The sequence below is a fragment of the Celeribacter sp. genome (assembly GCF_048266405.1).
Classification (GTDB): domain Bacteria; phylum Pseudomonadota; class Alphaproteobacteria; order Rhodobacterales; family Rhodobacteraceae; genus Celeribacter.
On the sequence record NZ_JBLWZO010000006.1, the window covers coordinates 114968 to 131610 of the forward strand.

At 56.3% G+C, this 16643-nt stretch carries 19 protein-coding genes; 9 read left to right on the plus strand and 10 right to left on the minus strand.

All coding sequences use genetic code 11. The features are described from left to right. Nucleotides 1-13: 13 nt before the first annotated feature. Nucleotides 14-1330: a PAS domain-containing protein gene (locus ACN0TS_RS12700; RefSeq protein WP_417259729.1), complete on the minus strand. Its 1317-nt coding sequence runs from the start codon at nt 1328-1330 to the stop codon at nt 14-16. A gap of 281 nt (nt 1331-1611) precedes the next feature. Here ACN0TS_RS12700 and ACN0TS_RS12705 point away from each other — a divergent pair, with 281 nt between their 5' ends. From ACN0TS_RS12705 to ACN0TS_RS12720, 4 genes are all read left to right on the plus strand, one after another. Further along, nucleotides 1612-2436, plus strand: coding sequence for an EAL domain-containing protein (locus ACN0TS_RS12705; protein ID WP_417259730.1), 825 nt, complete (start codon nt 1612-1614; stop codon nt 2434-2436). Between the two features lie 181 nt (nt 2437-2617). Beyond that, complete coding sequence (locus ACN0TS_RS12710) at nt 2618-3793, plus strand: acetyl-CoA C-acetyltransferase (protein WP_417259731.1); 1176 nt, start codon at nt 2618-2620, stop codon at nt 3791-3793. Nucleotides 3794-4074: 281 nt separating this feature from the next. After that, a complete protein-coding gene (phbB, locus tag ACN0TS_RS12715; protein WP_417259732.1) occupies nt 4075-4797 on the plus strand; it encodes an acetoacetyl-CoA reductase in 723 nt (240 codons plus the stop codon). Nucleotides 4798-4897: 100 nt separating this feature from the next. Further along, nucleotides 4898-5761 carry a DMT family transporter gene (locus ACN0TS_RS12720; RefSeq protein ID WP_417259733.1) on the plus strand — a complete coding sequence of 288 codons (864 nt, stop codon included), beginning with the start codon at nt 4898-4900 and terminating at the stop codon, nt 5759-5761. 22 nt (nt 5762-5783) lie between these two features. Here the strand turns inward: ACN0TS_RS12720 and ACN0TS_RS12725 are convergent, their stop codons facing one another. The 3 genes from ACN0TS_RS12725 to ACN0TS_RS12735 form a co-directional block, all read right to left on the minus strand. Further along, entirely contained in the window at nt 5784-5951 is a 168-nt protein-coding gene (locus ACN0TS_RS12725) for a YdcH family protein (protein WP_417259734.1), read from the minus strand. A 143-nt stretch (nt 5952-6094) separates the two neighbouring features. Further along, complete coding sequence (locus ACN0TS_RS12730; RefSeq protein WP_417259735.1) at nt 6095-6853, minus strand: tRNA1(Val) (adenine(37)-N6)-methyltransferase; 759 nt, start codon at nt 6851-6853, stop codon at nt 6095-6097. Then, a complete protein-coding gene (locus ACN0TS_RS12735) occupies nt 6850-7068 on the minus strand; it encodes a DUF2007 domain-containing protein (protein WP_417259736.1) in 219 nt (72 codons plus the stop codon). Before ACN0TS_RS12735 ends, ACN0TS_RS12730 begins: the two co-directional genes overlap by 4 nt. Nucleotides 7069-7146: 78 nt before the next feature. On the opposite strand from ACN0TS_RS12735, the gene ACN0TS_RS12740 reads away from it, so the two are divergent. Continuing rightward, nucleotides 7147-8145, plus strand: coding sequence for a polyprenyl synthetase family protein (locus ACN0TS_RS12740; RefSeq protein WP_417259737.1), 999 nt, complete (start codon nt 7147-7149; stop codon nt 8143-8145). A 15-nt stretch (nt 8146-8160) separates the two neighbouring features. Here ACN0TS_RS12740 and ACN0TS_RS12745 read toward each other — a convergent pair whose 3' ends face one another. The 3 genes from ACN0TS_RS12745 to ACN0TS_RS12755 form a co-directional block, all read right to left on the minus strand. After that, entirely contained in the window at nt 8161-8991 is an 831-nt protein-coding gene (locus ACN0TS_RS12745; protein ID WP_417259738.1) for a 4-(cytidine 5'-diphospho)-2-C-methyl-D-erythritol kinase, read from the minus strand. Beyond that, nucleotides 8981-10687 (minus strand): tetratricopeptide repeat protein, encoded by a 1707-nt coding sequence (locus tag ACN0TS_RS12750; RefSeq protein ID WP_417259739.1) that lies wholly within the window; start codon nt 10685-10687, stop codon nt 8981-8983. The genes ACN0TS_RS12745 and ACN0TS_RS12750 overlap by 11 nt, the downstream gene beginning before the upstream one ends. A 121-nt stretch (nt 10688-10808) precedes the next feature. After that, nucleotides 10809-12461: a 4Fe-4S dicluster domain-containing protein gene (locus ACN0TS_RS12755; protein WP_417259740.1), complete on the minus strand. Its 1653-nt coding sequence runs from the start codon at nt 12459-12461 to the stop codon at nt 10809-10811. Between the two features lie 254 nt (nt 12462-12715). Between ACN0TS_RS12755 and greA the strand changes: the two genes are divergently transcribed. The 4 genes from greA to ACN0TS_RS12775 are packed head-to-tail and all read left to right on the plus strand — an operon-like array spanning nt 12716 to nt 15274. Then, nucleotides 12716-13186, plus strand: a complete 471-nt coding sequence (greA, locus tag ACN0TS_RS12760; RefSeq protein WP_417259741.1) for a transcription elongation factor GreA — start codon at nt 12716-12718, stop codon at nt 13184-13186. A gap of 31 nt (nt 13187-13217) precedes the next feature. Further along, entirely contained in the window at nt 13218-14231 is a 1014-nt protein-coding gene (locus ACN0TS_RS12765; protein WP_417259742.1) for a hypothetical protein, read from the plus strand. Nucleotides 14232-14237: 6 nt separating this feature from the next. Then, on the plus strand, nt 14238-14951 hold the full coding sequence (locus ACN0TS_RS12770; RefSeq protein WP_417259743.1) for an AzlC family ABC transporter permease: 714 nt from the start codon (nt 14238-14240) through the stop codon (nt 14949-14951). Next, nucleotides 14951-15274 carry an AzlD domain-containing protein gene (locus tag ACN0TS_RS12775; protein ID WP_417259744.1) on the plus strand — a complete coding sequence of 108 codons (324 nt, stop codon included), beginning with the start codon at nt 14951-14953 and terminating at the stop codon, nt 15272-15274. Before ACN0TS_RS12770 ends, ACN0TS_RS12775 begins: the two co-directional genes overlap by 1 nt. Here ACN0TS_RS12775 and ACN0TS_RS12780 read toward each other — a convergent pair. The 3 genes from ACN0TS_RS12780 to ACN0TS_RS12790 all read right to left on the minus strand — a co-directional run bounded on the left by ACN0TS_RS12780 (nt 15263) and on the right by ACN0TS_RS12790 (nt 16642). Continuing rightward, nucleotides 15263-15901: a hypothetical protein gene (locus tag ACN0TS_RS12780; protein WP_417259745.1), complete on the minus strand. Its 639-nt coding sequence runs from the start codon at nt 15899-15901 to the stop codon at nt 15263-15265. The two genes, ACN0TS_RS12775 and ACN0TS_RS12780, sit on opposite strands and share 12 nt — an antisense overlap. Nucleotides 15902-15928: 27 nt before the next feature. Beyond that, nucleotides 15929-16063, minus strand: a complete 135-nt coding sequence (locus tag ACN0TS_RS12785) for an aa3-type cytochrome c oxidase subunit IV (protein WP_417259746.1) — start codon at nt 16061-16063, stop codon at nt 15929-15931. A gap of 87 nt (nt 16064-16150) precedes the next feature. After that, nucleotides 16151-16642: a DUF6173 family protein gene (locus ACN0TS_RS12790; RefSeq protein WP_417259747.1), complete on the minus strand. Its 492-nt coding sequence runs from the start codon at nt 16640-16642 to the stop codon at nt 16151-16153. Nucleotide 16643: the final 1 nt, after the last annotated feature.

The window sequence follows — 16643 nt, forward strand, 5'->3', positions numbered from 1 at the left end:
AGAGGGAACCCTTCTACGTTAACCCGTTCGCGCGTTGTCCGCGGCTGGTCATGTTCCCATGCACAGCATACATCGTGCGGCTGACCGAGCGTGGCATCGCCTTTTCGACCAAGCGCTTCACTTCGGCGGCATGCTCCACAATTCTTTCCAGTGTTCTGTCAATGTCGACATGGAAACGGTCCAATTGATCAATAACCGGCGTCAGCGCCACCGAGTTTGACCCCAAGCGCCCCGCCTCAACGCGGCACAAAACACGGATAGAATCGAGCCCCGTCACCAGTTGCTTCAGGTCCTTGGACGATTGCATCAAACGCGCGATATCCTGGTAAACGGAGGCGAGTGTCTCTGTCGATTGACTCATATAGTCCTCCAAGATCGTCTCCAAAACCTCGGATTCATATTCAAATCCATCGCGTTCATCACCTGTTTGAATCGCCTTGTGCGCATTCTCCCCCACTTCGCGTTGGACGCGCGCCGCAGCGACAATGAACATAGCGCGGTAGACCCGCTCAAGAATAGTATCCGATAGATTGCGCGATCCGTCGTCAGCGGAAAACGCGCTGAGTTGCTCGGTAACTTCATTCGACATCAATCGGTAGTTTTGCGAAATCGCCGAAATCGGGCCACCAGCGGGCTCAAGACGCGAGGCCACGATCCTCATGTTCGACGGAATACCGCGAATAGCTTCAAACGCATGGAACAGTTTTTTCTGTTCGCTTTCGATTTCCTTCAAGGCGGGAAGCAAGAGTTTCAGGCTCTTAATCCGTTGATCTTCTTCACGACCCAGAGCCCGATCACGCGACAATATCTCATTGGCAATCGCATAAGAACTAAAGGCATCGTAGGTCGCAAATCCCAAACCGCCGACACGCTCACACATACGCGCGGCGCTTTGCTCTGCGGACAGCCCCTCCTCGGCTTCCGCCCGAACGGCCTCCGCATATTCTTCGAAAACGGTTTGCAATACGGGGGACGTCGGCTTGAGTCGTACCGAAACATAGCCACCCTCAATCGGGGTGACGATGGCATATACCCAATAATAGCGCCCGTCCGCAGCCCTGTTTTTGATGTAGGCGCCTGTTGGCAACCCCGCCTTGAGACGCGCCCACAAAATATGAAACAGCCCCTTGGGCATATCGCTATGGCGCACAACCTTATGCGGGGCCCCGATCAACGCGCTCCACTCATAACCAGACACACGTTGAAACACGGCATTGCCCGCCTCAATCACGCCGCGCTCATCGGTGCGCGAAAAGAAGAGTTCGGAAATATCGAAAGGCGCTTCCTCGGTCTTTAGTGCGAAGTCGGGCGCGGGGGCTTGAATGTTCATGGCGTACTTTCTGGTTTTCGACACGCATAAACAATCACTTCGAGCTTTCGATTTGGTTAAAGTCAGCCCGCGCGCCAGCCACGATCCGATTTTCCTGTAGGATTTTCTTAAACTTCTCTGCTTTCGCCGCTCAAACCAAAATATTCACATAAAACCAGTGCGTTAAAACTTTTACACAAACCAACGTCAAATCAAGCATTTTACCCGCTGTTATCTTTCTTGGCTGCATTGTGGTCGCAACACAAAGACACCAACCGGTTAATCAAGAAGGGCCGCGTTAGATGTTCGAATCTCTTATGCACAGCGACTTGGATTCTCCCCTGTCTGCCGCCGTCGCCGAGCGTGACAAAAACACATTGCAGATGGTCAGCGATGCGATCCGTAAAAAGCAGGTGCTCCTGGCATTCCAACCCATCGTTCAATCCGCACGCCCCGACACGCCCGCCTTTTGGGAGGGACTGATCCGAGTACTCGACGATAGCGGACGCGTTATCCCCGCGCGTGAATTCATCCACACGGCGGAAACATCGGAGATGGGGCGCATTCTCGACAGTCTCGCTCTTGAGTTCGGCCTTGAAACCCTGTCTGAAAATCCGGATCTGCGCCTGTCCATCAACATGTCCGCGCGTTCTATCGGCTACCCAAGATGGATGGAGACGCTCAAACGGGGCGTAGAACGCGATCCTACCGTTGGTGAGCGGCTCATTCTTGAGATTACCGAAGCCTCCGCAATCGTCATGCCCGATCTCGTAACTGTCTTTATGCAACAACAACAGGACCGTGGCATCTCGTTTGCCTTGGACGATTTCGGCGCGGGCTATACTTCATTCCGTTATCTGCGTGATTTTTACTTCGATATGATCAAAATCGATTCTTCATTCATCCGCGGGATAGCGCAGAGTCCCGACAATCAGGTTATAACGGCCTCGTTGATTTCTCTGGCTCAGCATTTCGATATGTTTACCGTCGCTGAGTTTGTGGAAACCCAAGAAGATGCCGCCTATCTCGTCAGTGCGGGAATCGACTGCATGCAAGGTCACTACTTTGGAGCGGCGACAATTGACCCACCCTGGGTGCGTCAAGCCACGCGGAAAATGGCCGTATAACCTCTCGAAATACAGTTAAAACACGGGTTTTGCGCTAACAGATGGTCCTCAGCCTTTCGTAAAGGTTGATTATGCTGCAGTCGCAGCATACACCTTTCAATCAAGGGGAGGCGCAACATTGTTGCAAATACTGCGCCCAATGGGCAATCTCCCCAAACATCATTTGGGAGAGAATGCTACCATGACCAATGTCGTTATCGCATCTGCAGCACGAACCGCAGTCGGAAGTTTTACGGGAGCCTTCGCCAACACCCCCGCACATGACCTCGGTGCCGCCGTACTTGAGGCGCTTGTCGCCCGCGCCGGCATCGAAAAGGGCGAGGTGAGCGAAACAATTCTCGGTCAGGTTCTGACCGCAGGTCAGGGTCAAAACCCCGCACGCCAAGCACATGTCAACGCGGGCCTACCGATTGAATCCTCTGCATGGAGCATCAACCAAGTGTGTGGCTCCGGTCTGCGCACTGTCGCGCTTGGCGCACAACACATCATGCTCGGCGACGCCGAAATCGTTTGTGCAGGCGGCCAGGAAAATATGTCCCTATCCCCCCATGTTGCCCACCTGCGTGCAGGTCACAAAATGGGCGACATGAAAATGATCGACAGCATGATCAAAGACGGGTTGTGGGATGCGTTCAACGGCTACCACATGGGCACCACAGCAGAAAACGTGGCCAAACAATGGGGTATCACCCGCGACATGCAGGATGCTTTTGCTTTGGCCTCTCAAAACAAAGCCGAAGCAGCACAGCTCGCAGGCAAGTTCGACGACGAAGTGATTCCCTTCACCGTCAAAACCCGCCGCTCCGAAACCGTCGTCGACAAAGATGAATACATCCGTCACGGCGCAACGCTCGAAAGCATGCAAAAACTGCGCCCTGCCTTTGATCGCGAAGGCACCGTCACCGCAGGCAACGCCTCTGGGCTCAACGATGGCGCCGCGGGTGTCTTGTTGATGTCCGCCGAAAACGCGGCCAAGCGCGGCATTCAACCCATGGCCCGCATCGCGTCCTACGCCACGGCGGGTATCGACCCCTCCATCATGGGCGTCGGCCCGATCAACGCCTCGAAAAAGGCGCTGGAAAAAGCGGGATGGAAGGCCTCCGACCTCGACCTCGTGGAAGCCAACGAAGCCTTCGCTGCACAGGCCTGTGCCGTGAACAAGGACATGGATTGGGATCCCGCCGTGGTTAATGTTAACGGTGGCGCCATCGCCATCGGCCACCCGATCGGGGCCTCTGGCGCGCGTATCCTCAACACCCTGCTGTTCGAAATGATCCGCCGCGATGCCAAGAAGGGCCTCGCCACCCTATGTATCGGCGGAGGCATGGGCGTCGCCGTCTGCGTAGAGCGCGACTGATCTCCGCGACATCGCTAAACGAAGGGGCGCCATGGGGCGCCCTTTTTTTGTGCGAATGCCCAAAACAATAGTTTTACAAAATAGGTCTTGCCTAATCGCGACGAACACCTTGTCATGGAGTAGAACATGGGGAGGATTCATGCCCCCCTACAAGTCGGAACAGGCTATTTTCTATGCTGCAAGTGCAATATTTTTCTGCATCAGCTAGGTAATTTTGTTGCGATGCAGTATAAATTTAGATAACAACATTACCAAGCGAAATGTGATATGGAGGAGTTATCATGTCTAGAGTTGCACTCGTAACAGGTGGGTCGCGCGGCATTGGCGCAGCAATTGCTAAAGAGCTAAAGGACAAAGGCTACACGGTCGCCGCATCCTACGCAGGCAACGACGAGGCCGCGTCCGCATTCACCGCTGAGACAGGCATCAAAACCTACAAATGGAACGTCGCCGATTATGAGGCGTCCAAAGCAGGCATCGAACAGGTCGAAGCCGACCTTGGCCCAATCGACATCGTTGTGGCCAACGCAGGGATCACCCGCGATGCACCTTTCCACAAGATGACCCCCCAACAATGGCAAGAGGTGATCGACACCAACCTCACAGGCGTGTTCAACACCGTCCACCCCGTCTGGCCCGGAATGCGCGAACGCAAGTTTGGCCGCGTAATCGTGATCTCCTCAATCAACGGTCAAAAAGGCCAGTTTGCGCAAGTGAACTACGCCGCGACCAAAGCGGGCGATTTGGGCATTGTGAAATCACTGGCCCAAGAGGGCGCACGTGCAGGCATCACCGCCAACGCAATTTGCCCCGGCTACATCGCAACCGAAATGGTCATGGCGGTACCTGAAAAAGTCCGCGAATCCATTATCGGTCAGATTCCTGCGGGACGCTTGGGAGAACCCGAAGAAATCGCTCGCTGCGTGGCCTTCCTCGCCTCCGACGATGCGGGCTTTATCAACGGCTCCACGATCTCCGCAAACGGTGCGCAGTTCTTCGTCTAAACAGCGACAAAACCTCACATAATCGGGTCGCCTTTCGAGGCGGCCCTTTAATATTGGCGCACAGTATTGCACGCCGCGTGCAATCAGGCTTAATGCCCCCATGTCAAAATCAACCGCTACATTCATCGGATTTGTCGCCGTCCTGCTTTGGGCGCTATTGGCCCTGTTTACAGTTGGTGCCCGCGAGGTTCCGCCGCTGCAACTCAACGCCGTCTGCTTTGCCATCGGCGGCACGATTGGCGTGATCTGGACCACGGTGAGTAAGCGGTGGGGCGAATTGCGCAGCGTGCCGCTGTCGATCTACCTGTTCGGCACCGTCGGTCTGTTCGGCTACCACTTTCTCTACTTTTCCGCCCTGCGCGCCGCTCCCCCCGCTGAAGCGGGCCTCATCGCATACCTTTGGCCATTGTTAATCGTGCTGTTTTCCGGACTTCTTCCCGGTGAACGCCTGCGCCCGCTGCATCTGATCGGCGCGGCGGTTTCCTTTGTCGGGGCGGCCTTGATCGTCGCCCAGGGGGCCGCCTTTTCGGGTGCGAACGGCCTGGGCTATCTCTTGGCTGCGGGGTGCGCGCTGACATGGACGAGCTATTCGGTTCTGTCGCGGCGCTTCGGATCAGTTTCGAGCATGGTCGTCACAGTCTACTGCCTTGCCACCGCTGCGCTCTCCTTGATCGCCCATCTGGCCCTTGAGCAAACCGTTTGGCCCTCCACATCACACGGATGGGCAAGCATGATCGCACTCGGCGTCGGGCCTGTCGGCGCGGCCTTCTATGTCTGGGATATCGGGGTGAAACGCGGAAACATCCAACTCCTAGGCACCGCCTCTTATGCGGCCCCGTTGTTGTCCACCTTTGCGCTAATCATCGCGGGCATCGCAGAGCCCCGCGCAACACTGGTTCTATCGGCGATATTGATCACCTGTGGCGCCGGAATGGCAGCTTACGCGAGCCGCCATTCCGAATAGTATGCGAGACGCCTAAACGAGTTTAGGTCGTGGAGAGACGCGAAATCTCCTCCTTTAGCCGCAGTTTTTGTTTTTTCAGGTCGGTAATTCGTAGCTCATCTGCGCTTGGGGCGCGTTGTGCCGCTTCAACGGCTTCAGACAGGGATTGGTGTTTTCGCTTCAATTCTTCCAGGTGGGAACTCAAACTCATTGTGTCTCCTCTCTCTGTAAAAGCAGCTCTTTTGTAAAAGCTGTATGACAATTGCATCATAGAAATCGAGTCGTGTCACGGGGTTGATTTGTAACAATGTAACCAGTGGAGCTTGACACGCGAAATATTGCCAAAGAGTTAACTCATCTCCACGCAATTGCCGCAGCTTTGCGCAAAATTGCGCTGATCTGCAGCGTATAACTTTCCGCATCGCGCTCATGTCGCGCGCCCTCATGCATCACAAGCGGCGCATGAAGCACGAAATCCGCCCGCCCCGCTTTACGCGCCTGCAAGATCACCAACCCTGCGGGGCGCCCGATACGTGACTGAACAGGTAAAACACGCATGGACCCAAGTCGCCCGGAGATCGCACAGATCAGGTCAGGCAAGCGGTCAGCCTTTTGGATCATGGTCAGATAGCCCTTTGGCGCAAGTCGTCGCGCAGCCACATCCACCCATGCCTCAAGCGGCGTATCTCCGCCAAGCGCCACATCACGCCCCGCATCCTGCGCGGCGGTCGACTTTTCGCGCTTAAAATAGGGAGGATTGGCGATAACGTGATCGAACCGCTGCGCCTTTATGTCTGCGGGCAAATTTCGAAGGTCGGCCTCGACCACCTGCATCGTCGCGCCATTGGCCTGCGCATTACGCCGCGCGAGACTGGCATACTCGGCTTGCACCTCCACGCCGACAAACGACAACCCCGAGACGCGCGCATGTAAACACAGTGATGCAGCCCCTGCCCCACAGCCCAACTCCAACACGTTTTGACCAGAGGACGCACCAACAGCGGCGGCCAAAAGAACGGGATCAATACCCGCGCGATATCCGTTGGCAGGTTGCAACAATCGCACCCTCCCGCCCAGAAAATCATCGCAGGTTTCATCGGTCGCGGGCGTCACTGATCTTCCAACTCGAAACCATTATCTTTGAGAATATGCCGTGCGAGAAACAGATCTTCATCGCGCACCATCAGACGGCGCGGCAATATGCCAATGGACCCATCGAGAATGCTCATATGGACGTCCATTTCAAAGCAAGCTATATCCTCCCCCGAAAGCAAGGCCTGAGCGAAGGCAATCTGTGTAGGATCATTGGTGCGGAGCAATTGTTTCATGCTTCATTTAAAGAGCAGATGGTTGCAAATGTCGAGCAACTGACGCACTGAAATCAACGCAATGAGGGATGAAGCCAGATGGTTTTGGATAAGGTCGTCGAAAAACCACATGAACGCTTAGCCACGAATCTGGCAAGTGAGCTTGCGGATGTGAACGCGCTGATCCGTGAGCGCATGGCGTCCAAACACGCGCCCCGCATTCCCGAAGTCACCGCGCATCTGGTCGAGGCAGGCGGCAAACGTCTGCGCCCGATGCTCACGCTCGCCTCTGCCAAACTCTGTGGCTATGACGGCCCTTACCACATTCACCTCGCGGCCACCGTCGAGTTCATTCACACCGCCACACTTTTGCACGACGATGTGGTCGACGAGAGTGCTCAACGGCGCGGACGGCCCACTGCGAATTTGCTGTGGGACAACAAATCCTCTGTGCTTGTCGGCGACTACCTCTTTGCCCGCGCGTTCCAGTTGATGACGGACAGCGAAAACATGCGCGTCCTGCGCATCCTGTCGAACGCCGCCGCAACCATCGCCGAGGGAGAAGTGTTGCAGCTCACCGCAGCCCAAGACCTCAAAACCAGCGAAGAGATTTACCTGCAAGTGGTGCGCGGGAAAACAGCCGCGCTGTTCTCGGCTGCGACCGAAGTGGGCGGCGTATTGGCCAACGCTGACGAAAGCGTTGTTCAGGGCTTGTTCGACTATGGCGACGCCCTTGGGATTTCGTTCCAGATCGTGGACGACCTGCTCGACTACTGGGGGTCGGACAAAACCGGCAAGAACATCGGTGATGATTTCCGCGAGCGCAAAATGTCGCTCCCGTTGATCAAGGCCGTGGCCAAAGCCGACGATGAGGAACGCGCCTTTTGGACCCGCACGATTGAAAAGGGCAAACAGGACGATGGCGATCTTGACCACGCCATCGCGCTTTTGACCAAACACGGGGCGCTGGATGAGACCCGTCAGGTTGCGATTGAGTGGGCGGACAAGGCCAAGGCCGCGCTTGCCGCTGTGCCAGAGGGCGATATCCGCGACATGCTCTCCCAGATTGCCGACTACGTCGTCGAGCGCCTGCGCTAACCGTCACGGGGTAAATCAGGCAGGCAACGTACTCGCCGATTTCACCCACCACCACGGATTACCTGCCGCCAACTGCATTGCCGCTGCCTCGGCATCTTCGCGGCGCTCGAAGAGTGCAAAACAGGTCGCCCCAGACCCCGACATACGGGTCAGCAAGACATTGGGCAAAAGCGCCAAAGCCGTCAGAACGGCGGCAATCTCAGGAGCCGCCTTCACCGCAGGGTGCTGCAAATCATTGCGCTGCGTCGACAACCAATCCGCAAAAGCTACCCCATCGGGCCAATGCGGCAAGCGCTCAGGCATCGGCGCGTTGTCTTTGACCTCCAACCGCTTGAACACATCAGGTGTCGAGACCGCGATACGCGGATTCACCAACACCATGTGCAAGGCAGGCAGGTCCACGCCCTGCATCTCCTCGCCAATCCCGCGCATCCGCATCGGTTTGGCCCGCAAACACACAGGCACATCCGCACCCAAGGCGAGAGCGCGATCTGGTGTAACCGCCGCGGCGCCCAGTCGTGCAGCTGCCTTTAACGTTGCTGCGGCATCTGTCGACCCGCCACCAATACCCGATGACGGCGGCAACCGTTTATCAAGGCTGATCTGCATCGGAAGCCCTGCAAGCTCTGCGGCCTGCATAACCAGATTACTCGCATCCGTCGGAACGCCGTCGGCAAACGGCCCCGTAACGGTGAGACTGTTTTGTGTGGCGGGTGTGGCCGTGATCTGATCACCCGTATCGACAAAGGCCACCAAGCTATCGAGTACATGATACCCGTCCTCACGCTGTCCTGTGACATGCAAGGTGAGGTTGATTTTGGCGGGCGCGAAAACCTTAACCGTCATTGAGCGGGCGTGTGGGCTCTTCGCCCTCTTGAACCAAAACGCGGTCAAGACCGATTTCGAGCTTCAGACGGATACGTTCCGCATCATCTTCCTCAGGATCGAACGACAGAGCGCGATGCCATTGGAACTGCGCTTCGCGTTCGCGGCCAACGGCCCAATACACATCTCCCAGATGGTCATTGATAATCGGATCGACAGGCATCAATGCTGCCGCTTTTTCCATTGGGGCCAAGGCCTCTTCATAGCGCCCCAAACGGTAGAGCCCCCATGCGAGACTATCCGTGATGTAGCCATCATTCGGACGCGCCTCGGACGCCTGACGGATCATGTCCATCGCCTCATCAAGATTGATTTTCAGTTCGAGGAAGGAATAGCCCAGATAGTTCAGTACCGAGGGCTGACCTGGCTCCAACTCAAGCGCCTTACGCAAATCGGCCTCGGATTCAGCCCACATATCAAGCTGCTCATAAGCAATTCCGCGCGTGAAAAACAACGGCCACTGCGCGCGCGTCAATTCGTCAAAGAGGTCAATGGCTTGCGTGTAAACCTCAACAGCACCCGCGTTGTCTTCATGACGACGCAGCGAATCCCCCAACGCCACAAGCACATCCGCTCGCTCGGGACGCGCTTTTGCCAACTCTTGCAAGGCGGCCAATTCCTCATCCTCACGCCCCGCATTGCGCAGCGTCTCGGCCCGTCCCATAACCGCGAGGTGATAGTTCGGATCGGTTTCGGGTAAAGAGGCATAAACCTCCGCGGCCAGATCGAAATTCCCCAAAGAGTTCAATAGCTCGGCCGCTAAAAGCACAAACTGTGCCCGCTCGGGGCGCAGTTCCAACGCGATCCGCGCATAAAGCAACGTATAGGCATCACTCGGCCCCCCAGCCAAAGCGGCGCTGATTTCATAGAACACATTTGCGAATCCGTCGGTGGCGTTGGACAACTCGACAAACGGCACAGCCCCGCCCGCCCGCAAGACGTCAGCCATTGCATCCGCCTGTGGATCAGCCACACCCCCGAAGAACTTGTCATAAAGCGCCAACGCTTCGTCGTTACGTTCGAGTTGGCTCAACATCTGCATCCGCGCGATCAAGGCATCGCGGGTCTCAGGGGCGCCCGGCGCCGCTAAGAGCGCCTCACCGCTTTCAAAGTCGCCAACGAGAGCATAGGCCATCGCCTTATTAAACGGCCCGAAAAATTCGGCCGGCCGCTTGTCGCGCGTCGCCTCATCAAAGGCATCGATCGCCGCGCTCATTTCACCTTTGCCGACATAGGCCCATGCTCGCATGAATCCGTCTACAACCGAGGAAATGGATTGCCCGTCATCAAGCGCCGCTATGATGCCATCAAAGTCACCCGCTTTGATCATCAAGGCAAAGGAAGCCAAAGCTGCAATCTGATTGCCCGGCTCAACACTTTCCAAAACGGTCGCGTAGCCTTTGAGGTCATCGAACTCCCCTCGCGCGATATTGGCTGACAGGACCGACTCGAGAAGGGCGACATCTTTGGGTGCTTGCGTGAGTGCTATGGTTGCGTAATGCGCCAATGCCTCGAAGTTGCTGTCAATCGTCGCCTGCCGTGACGCAAGATAGGCCCCTGCATCGGCATGTAGCGGAGTAACGCCACTCATGCTCAGGCTGACGCCCAAAGCGAAAGTACCAAGGGTTCGGATCAAAAGCGAAGCGCGTGTCGGCACGTGGCGGTCTCCTTGTATGAGCTATCTTCGAGCCTAACCGCACGTCCTGAGCATCGCAACGCAAACGGGAGCCGAATCTGGCTCCCGTTATATTTATTTTTCAACACGATCCTGTGAAAATTTACATATTTCCGTAGTTTGGCCCGTCGCCGCCTTGGGGAACCGTCCATGTGATATTCTGGCTCGGCTCTTTGATGTCGCAAGTTTTACAATGCACGCAGTTTTGAAAGTTGACGACGAATTTAGGCTCATCGCCCTCTTCACCGACATATTCGTAAACCCCTGCAGGGCAATACCGCTGTGACGGACCGCCAAAGACATCGTAATCCACCTCGATAGCCACCTTCGGATCTTTGAGTTTCAAATGCGAGGGCTGGCTTTCCTCATGGTTGGTCGCCGCAAAGGACACGTTGGTCAGGCGGTCAAACGACAAAACACCATCGGGTTTTGGATAGGTGATCTTGGGATAATCAGCGGCTTTCCCCGTTGAGGCCGCATCCGTTTTGCCATGTTTAAGCGTTCCGAACAGCGACACGCCAAACAGGTTATTGGTCCACATGTCAAAGCCACCAAGCAACAACGACGCCGAAAGGCCGAACTTGGACCACAGAGGTTTGACGTTGCGCACGCGTTTGAGGTCTTTGGCCACTGCACCTGTGCGCAATTCGGTCTCATAGGCTTCCAACACATCACCCGAGCGACCCGCCTTGAGCGCGTCCACAACGGCTTCCGCCGCCGCTTTGCCCGAAAGCATCGCGTTGTGGTTGCCTTTGATGCGCGGCACATTGACGAGGCCGACGGAGCAGCCCAACAGCGCCCCACCGGGGAAGGCGGCTTTGGGCATGGATTGATACCCGCCCTCGGAAATGGCGCGCGCGCCATAGGCCACGCGTTTTCCGCCCTTGAGCAACTCGGCCACCATCGGGTGATGTTTGAACTGCTGGAATTCCATATAGGGAAACACGTTGGGGTTTTTGTAGTTCAGGTGGACAACGAACCCGATGAAAATCTGGTTGTTCTCGGCGTGATAAATGAACGCGCCACCGCCCGCTTTGCCGCCCAACGGCCACCCCATCGTGTGGGTAACTGTGCCCTCTTTGTGCTTGGCCGGATCAATTTCCCAAATCTCTTTCATGCCAAGGCCGAACTTTTGCGGCTCACGGCCCTTGGAGAGGTCGTATTTGGCAATCACATCTTTGGCCAGCGATCCGCGCACACCCTCGGACAACAGCACGTATTTGCCGTGCAATTCCATACCGGGCTCATAGCTCTCGGACGGGGTGCCGTCTGGATTTTTGCCGAACTCGCCCGCGACCACACCTTTGACTTCGCCATTGTCGCCGTAGACCAGTTCCGAACACGACATGCCGGGGAAGATCTCGACACCCATCTCCTCGGCCTGCTCCGCCATCCAGCGACACACATTGCCCATTGAGACGATGTAATTCCCGTGGTTGTTCATCAGTGGCGGCATTGGGAAGTTCGGCACACGAACCTGACCCGCTTCGCCAAGCATATAGAAATTGTCTTTCGTCACCTTTGTGGAAATCGGCGCACCGCGCTCTTTCCAATCGGGCATCAACGCATCAAGACCACTGGGATCAAGCACAGCTCCCGACAGGATATGCGCGCCAACTTCGGAGCCTTTTTCCAAGACGACGATATTCAAATCCTCGTCCAACTGCTTGAGACGGATGGCCGCGGATAGACCAGACGGCCCCGCACCCACGATTACGACGTCATATTCCATCGCCTCGCGCTCAATGTTCGACATTATATTGCTCCCTCGATCCAGCGACACATTGTGCCTTCCTACCCTCAACTTAACGGCGGGGTCAATTTGAACCTACCGTTTCGTGGCGTCCAAACCAGCGCATTTAGGCCATTTTTTAGCCCTTCACCGCCGATTGATCACCCTACCTCTTGCATTTGCCCCATGACTACTGTTGTGGTGTTCCGACATAATCAAAACCGACGCGGGAGGCTCATAGGCCGATCTCGCGTTTTTCGTATCTGAGAATGAGTGCCATGGAAAAAATTCTGACAACCCGCGCGGGGCACGCCGCATTGAGCGCCGAGCTGAAAACCCTCAAATCCGTTGAGCGGCCCAAGATCATTCAAGCCATCGCGGAAGCCCGCGAATTGGGCGATCTTTCGGAGAACGCGGAATACCATTCCGCACGTGAGAAACAGAGTTTCATCGAGGGCCGAATCAAGGAACTCGAAGGCATCCTGTCTCTGTCCGAAGTGATTGATCCAAAGACCCTCTCGGGCACGATCAAATTCGGGGCCACGGTCACGATCGCGGATGAAGACACAGATGAGGAAAAAACCTATCAGATCGTCGGCCAGTATGAAGCCGACATCGAACGTGGTTTGCTCAACATCCAATCCCCCATCGCGCGCGCTTTGATCGGCAAGGAAGAAGGCGACAGCGTCACTGTACGCACGCCTGGTGGCGAGAAAAGCTATGAAATCGTAACTGTCGAGTTTATCTAAGCCCTGCTTAAGAAATCTCGTGGAGGCCATTGTGGCTGAAGAGAAGACCAAACCGCACATCGAACTCGGCGTCTATCAACGCCCCGAAGAAGACCAGCGCATCACAGCCACGGAGATCATCGCGGGTGTGTTGTCGCTCGTCTGGCTTGCCATGACTGCGGGGTTCTTTTTGATCGTGGACGGGGGCGACAAAGAAGCCCCGTTCGACAGCATCCGTTTTGTGATGATGCTGATCGCAATCTTCATGCCTGTTGCCATGATTTGGGTGGGTGCCTTGGCTGTGCGGGCCTCGACCACCATGCGCGAGGAAAGCCGCCGCTTGCAGACCGCTATCTCCGCAATGCGTCAAAGCTACCTCGCACAACAGCATAGCGGCGCGGCAAATCAATCGGTCGAAAAAAAGCTCGAAGAAATCGCGGCAGCCCAACGCAAGACGGAAAACACCTTGGCGACCTTCACCTCGGTGCGCCCCGCAGCGACCCCTGCGGAAGACCGCTTGGCCATTCCGTCGCCCTTGCAAATTGACGAGCAAGCCTCACTCGAACTCGGCACACCCTCCGAAGCCTTGGCTCCGCCGCTTTCCGTAGCTGATTTCATCAAAGCGCTGAACTTCCCCGAAACCGCTGAGGACAAAGAGGGCTTTCGCGCTCTGCGCCGTGCTCTTTCGGATCATAAAGTCAGCCAATTGGTTCATGCCGCTCAAGACACGCTGACGCTCCTGAGCCAAGACGGCATCTATATGGATGACCTCACACCCGACCGTGCGCGCCCCGAAGTATGGCGCAAGTTTGCCAAAGGCGAACGCGGCGCGGCTGTCGCTCCGCTTGGCGGCGTGCGTGACCGTTCGTCCTTGGCCCTTGCCGCGGCGCGGATGAAGCAGGACGCGATTTTCCGCGATGCCGTTCACCACTTCCTGCGTAAGTTTGACAGGACACTAGCCGAGTTTGAAACCTCCGCCTCTGACGAGGAAATCTCGGCCCTCTCGAACACCCGCACAGCCCGCGCCTTCATGTTGCTTGGGCGCGTCACAGGCACGTTTGATTAAGACATTATGGCAAAACTCATCCCTTCCCGTTTTCTGCGCGGTGCCATTGATGGTCTGCCGTTCCATTTGGTCCTCGTGCCATTTGGCGCAATCTTTGGCGTCATCGCGACCGAAGCAGGGTTAAACCTCGTCCAGGTCATGGGCTTCACCGTGCTTGTGATCGCGGGCGCCGCACAACTCACCGCCATGCAGCTGATGATTGATAACGCGCCGACACTGGTGGTCATCGTCACGGCCCTTGCCGTCAACCTGCGCATGGCGATGTATTCCGCCTCGCTCGTGCCGCACCTTGGCGCGTCGCCGTTCTGGATGCGGGCCCTGGCCGCCTATTTCCTCTTTGATCAACCCTATGCGCTCTCCGTCATCGCCTACGAAAAAGAGCCAAACCGCAGCGCCGTCGAAAAAGTCAGCTACTTTCTCGGCGTCGGCATCCCTCTGGCCATGTCATGGTATGTGGCAACCTTGGCCGGAGCGCTGCTCGGAGAACAAATCCCTGCCGACATGGGCGTGGATTTCGCCGTTCCCCTCACCTTCATTGCCGTCGTCGCGCCGATGCTGCGCACAGTGGCCCATGTGGCAACGGCTGTAACCTCGGTCGTGTTGGTGTTGGTTCTGAGCTTCATGCCCTATGGATCGGGTCTGCTTGTCGCGGCCCTCATCGCACTCTTCGTCGGCGCACAGGTCGAACTCTGGGCTGAAAAGAGAAAGGCGCGGATGTAATGGACGCCACCCCAACTCAGGTTTGGATCATCATTGGCGTGCTTGGCGTCTTCACCTATCTAATCCGCTTGTCCTTTATGGGATTGGTCGGGGATCGCCCCCTGCCCGAATGGCTGCTGCGCATGTTGCGCTACACGCCCGTGGCAGTATTGCCCGCCGTTGTAGCTCCGATGCTGATTGGCTCTGGCGCACATAGCGGCGACCCGCTGCGCATTGGTGCGGCCTTGGCCACGCTCGTTGTCGGGCTGACAACGCGCAACGTGCTTTGGGCCATTGCAACGGGGTTCGGAATTTTCTTCGGGGTTGGCGCCTTACTCGGCTAAGGCCACCGTCAAATCACCACGTAGCCGCAAATCCGGTGCCTGAATAAGACCTGAGTTATCATCAGGTGAATCATCCATATGCAGACGTGATGTTGCCCCTTTTGCCTCGAAATATCGGGTCAGTTTATTGGGGAACATGGTGCTTGGCGCATCCTGAAAACCGGGAATGCTCGCAAGAATACTCGAAATACTGCGCGCACATTGCGCCTTTGGCACCGCGCCGTAGCTTTGAATACGGGCCAGTGCAAATTCCGCAACCTGCGGGGAGACTTCGATGGTCTGCTCGATCACATTGAACGTTTCGCGGGCGTGGTAATCCACGTAAAACGCCACAGCCGCATCGCTCATACCAAAGATAACGTCATTACGTTCTGGCAAATGGGGATGCTTGAATGTCCCTGCGGGATCGAACATCGCGCGTTGCGATGGCGCGTTAACCATGAGACCAGAATGCGCCCCCGACCCGTTACGCTTGCCGACAACGGTGAACAGGGTCAACGATGTCGGTTCATTGCTCACATAACGCGCGCGCGACACCTCGGCCTCGGAAGCCCAACGCGGCTCGGCTGCGCCACAGGCGGTCAGCACAAAGAGAGAGAGGATCACCAAAAGGCGTGAAAACGTCATAGCAGTGATCCTCAAACTCTCGGGCACTTAGCTGTTAAAAACAGCGAGAAAAATCAGAACGAGAATAGAAGCAACGGCCACATATGTGCTGGCCTTGATGAAACCCGCAAAGGTCTTTTCCTGAACCGAAGTATCCATTGAGCCGTGTTTATGGTCAGCCATTGTGCATTTTCCTTTTGATCGTTGGCGTATTTCGCGCCTCATTTGATAGTGATTTAGACGATTCAGCGCGCGCTGTCACCGTTGGATTTACGCCTTTTCGTCTTCATCCGCGCCTGACTTCTCCAAATCAAGCGCCAGACGGAACCCGATCCGCGCAGGGGCGGCCTCAGGTTCATGTTTGGGCAAGGCTCGCAGCATGACATTGAGCTGCGTGACGTGTTGGACAAGTTGGGTTTTGGCGCCCGAACCGTCCGTGCCGTAAAAGGTCACGATGTCGGGGTCAAAATAGCCGATCCCCTCAATCCGAAGCACACCGGATTCCGACCCTGTGGACCCCATCGCAATCTCATGCTCGTTATCGAGCTGCTCTTCGAAATTCTTGATATAGAGAATAAGCCGCTCATACGCCCATTCGGCAGGGCTTTTCTGTGCGATCGGTTTGCGCGAGACGGAATCGGGTAGCGGCATTTGCTCGGCCGAAAGCGGCGCATCCGGATTGGTGTGAACAGCGCGTGCGCAGGGCAAGGCCGCTGCTTCATGGGCTTCCGCTGTTGTTTTGATTTGGTCGTAGTCTGTCATG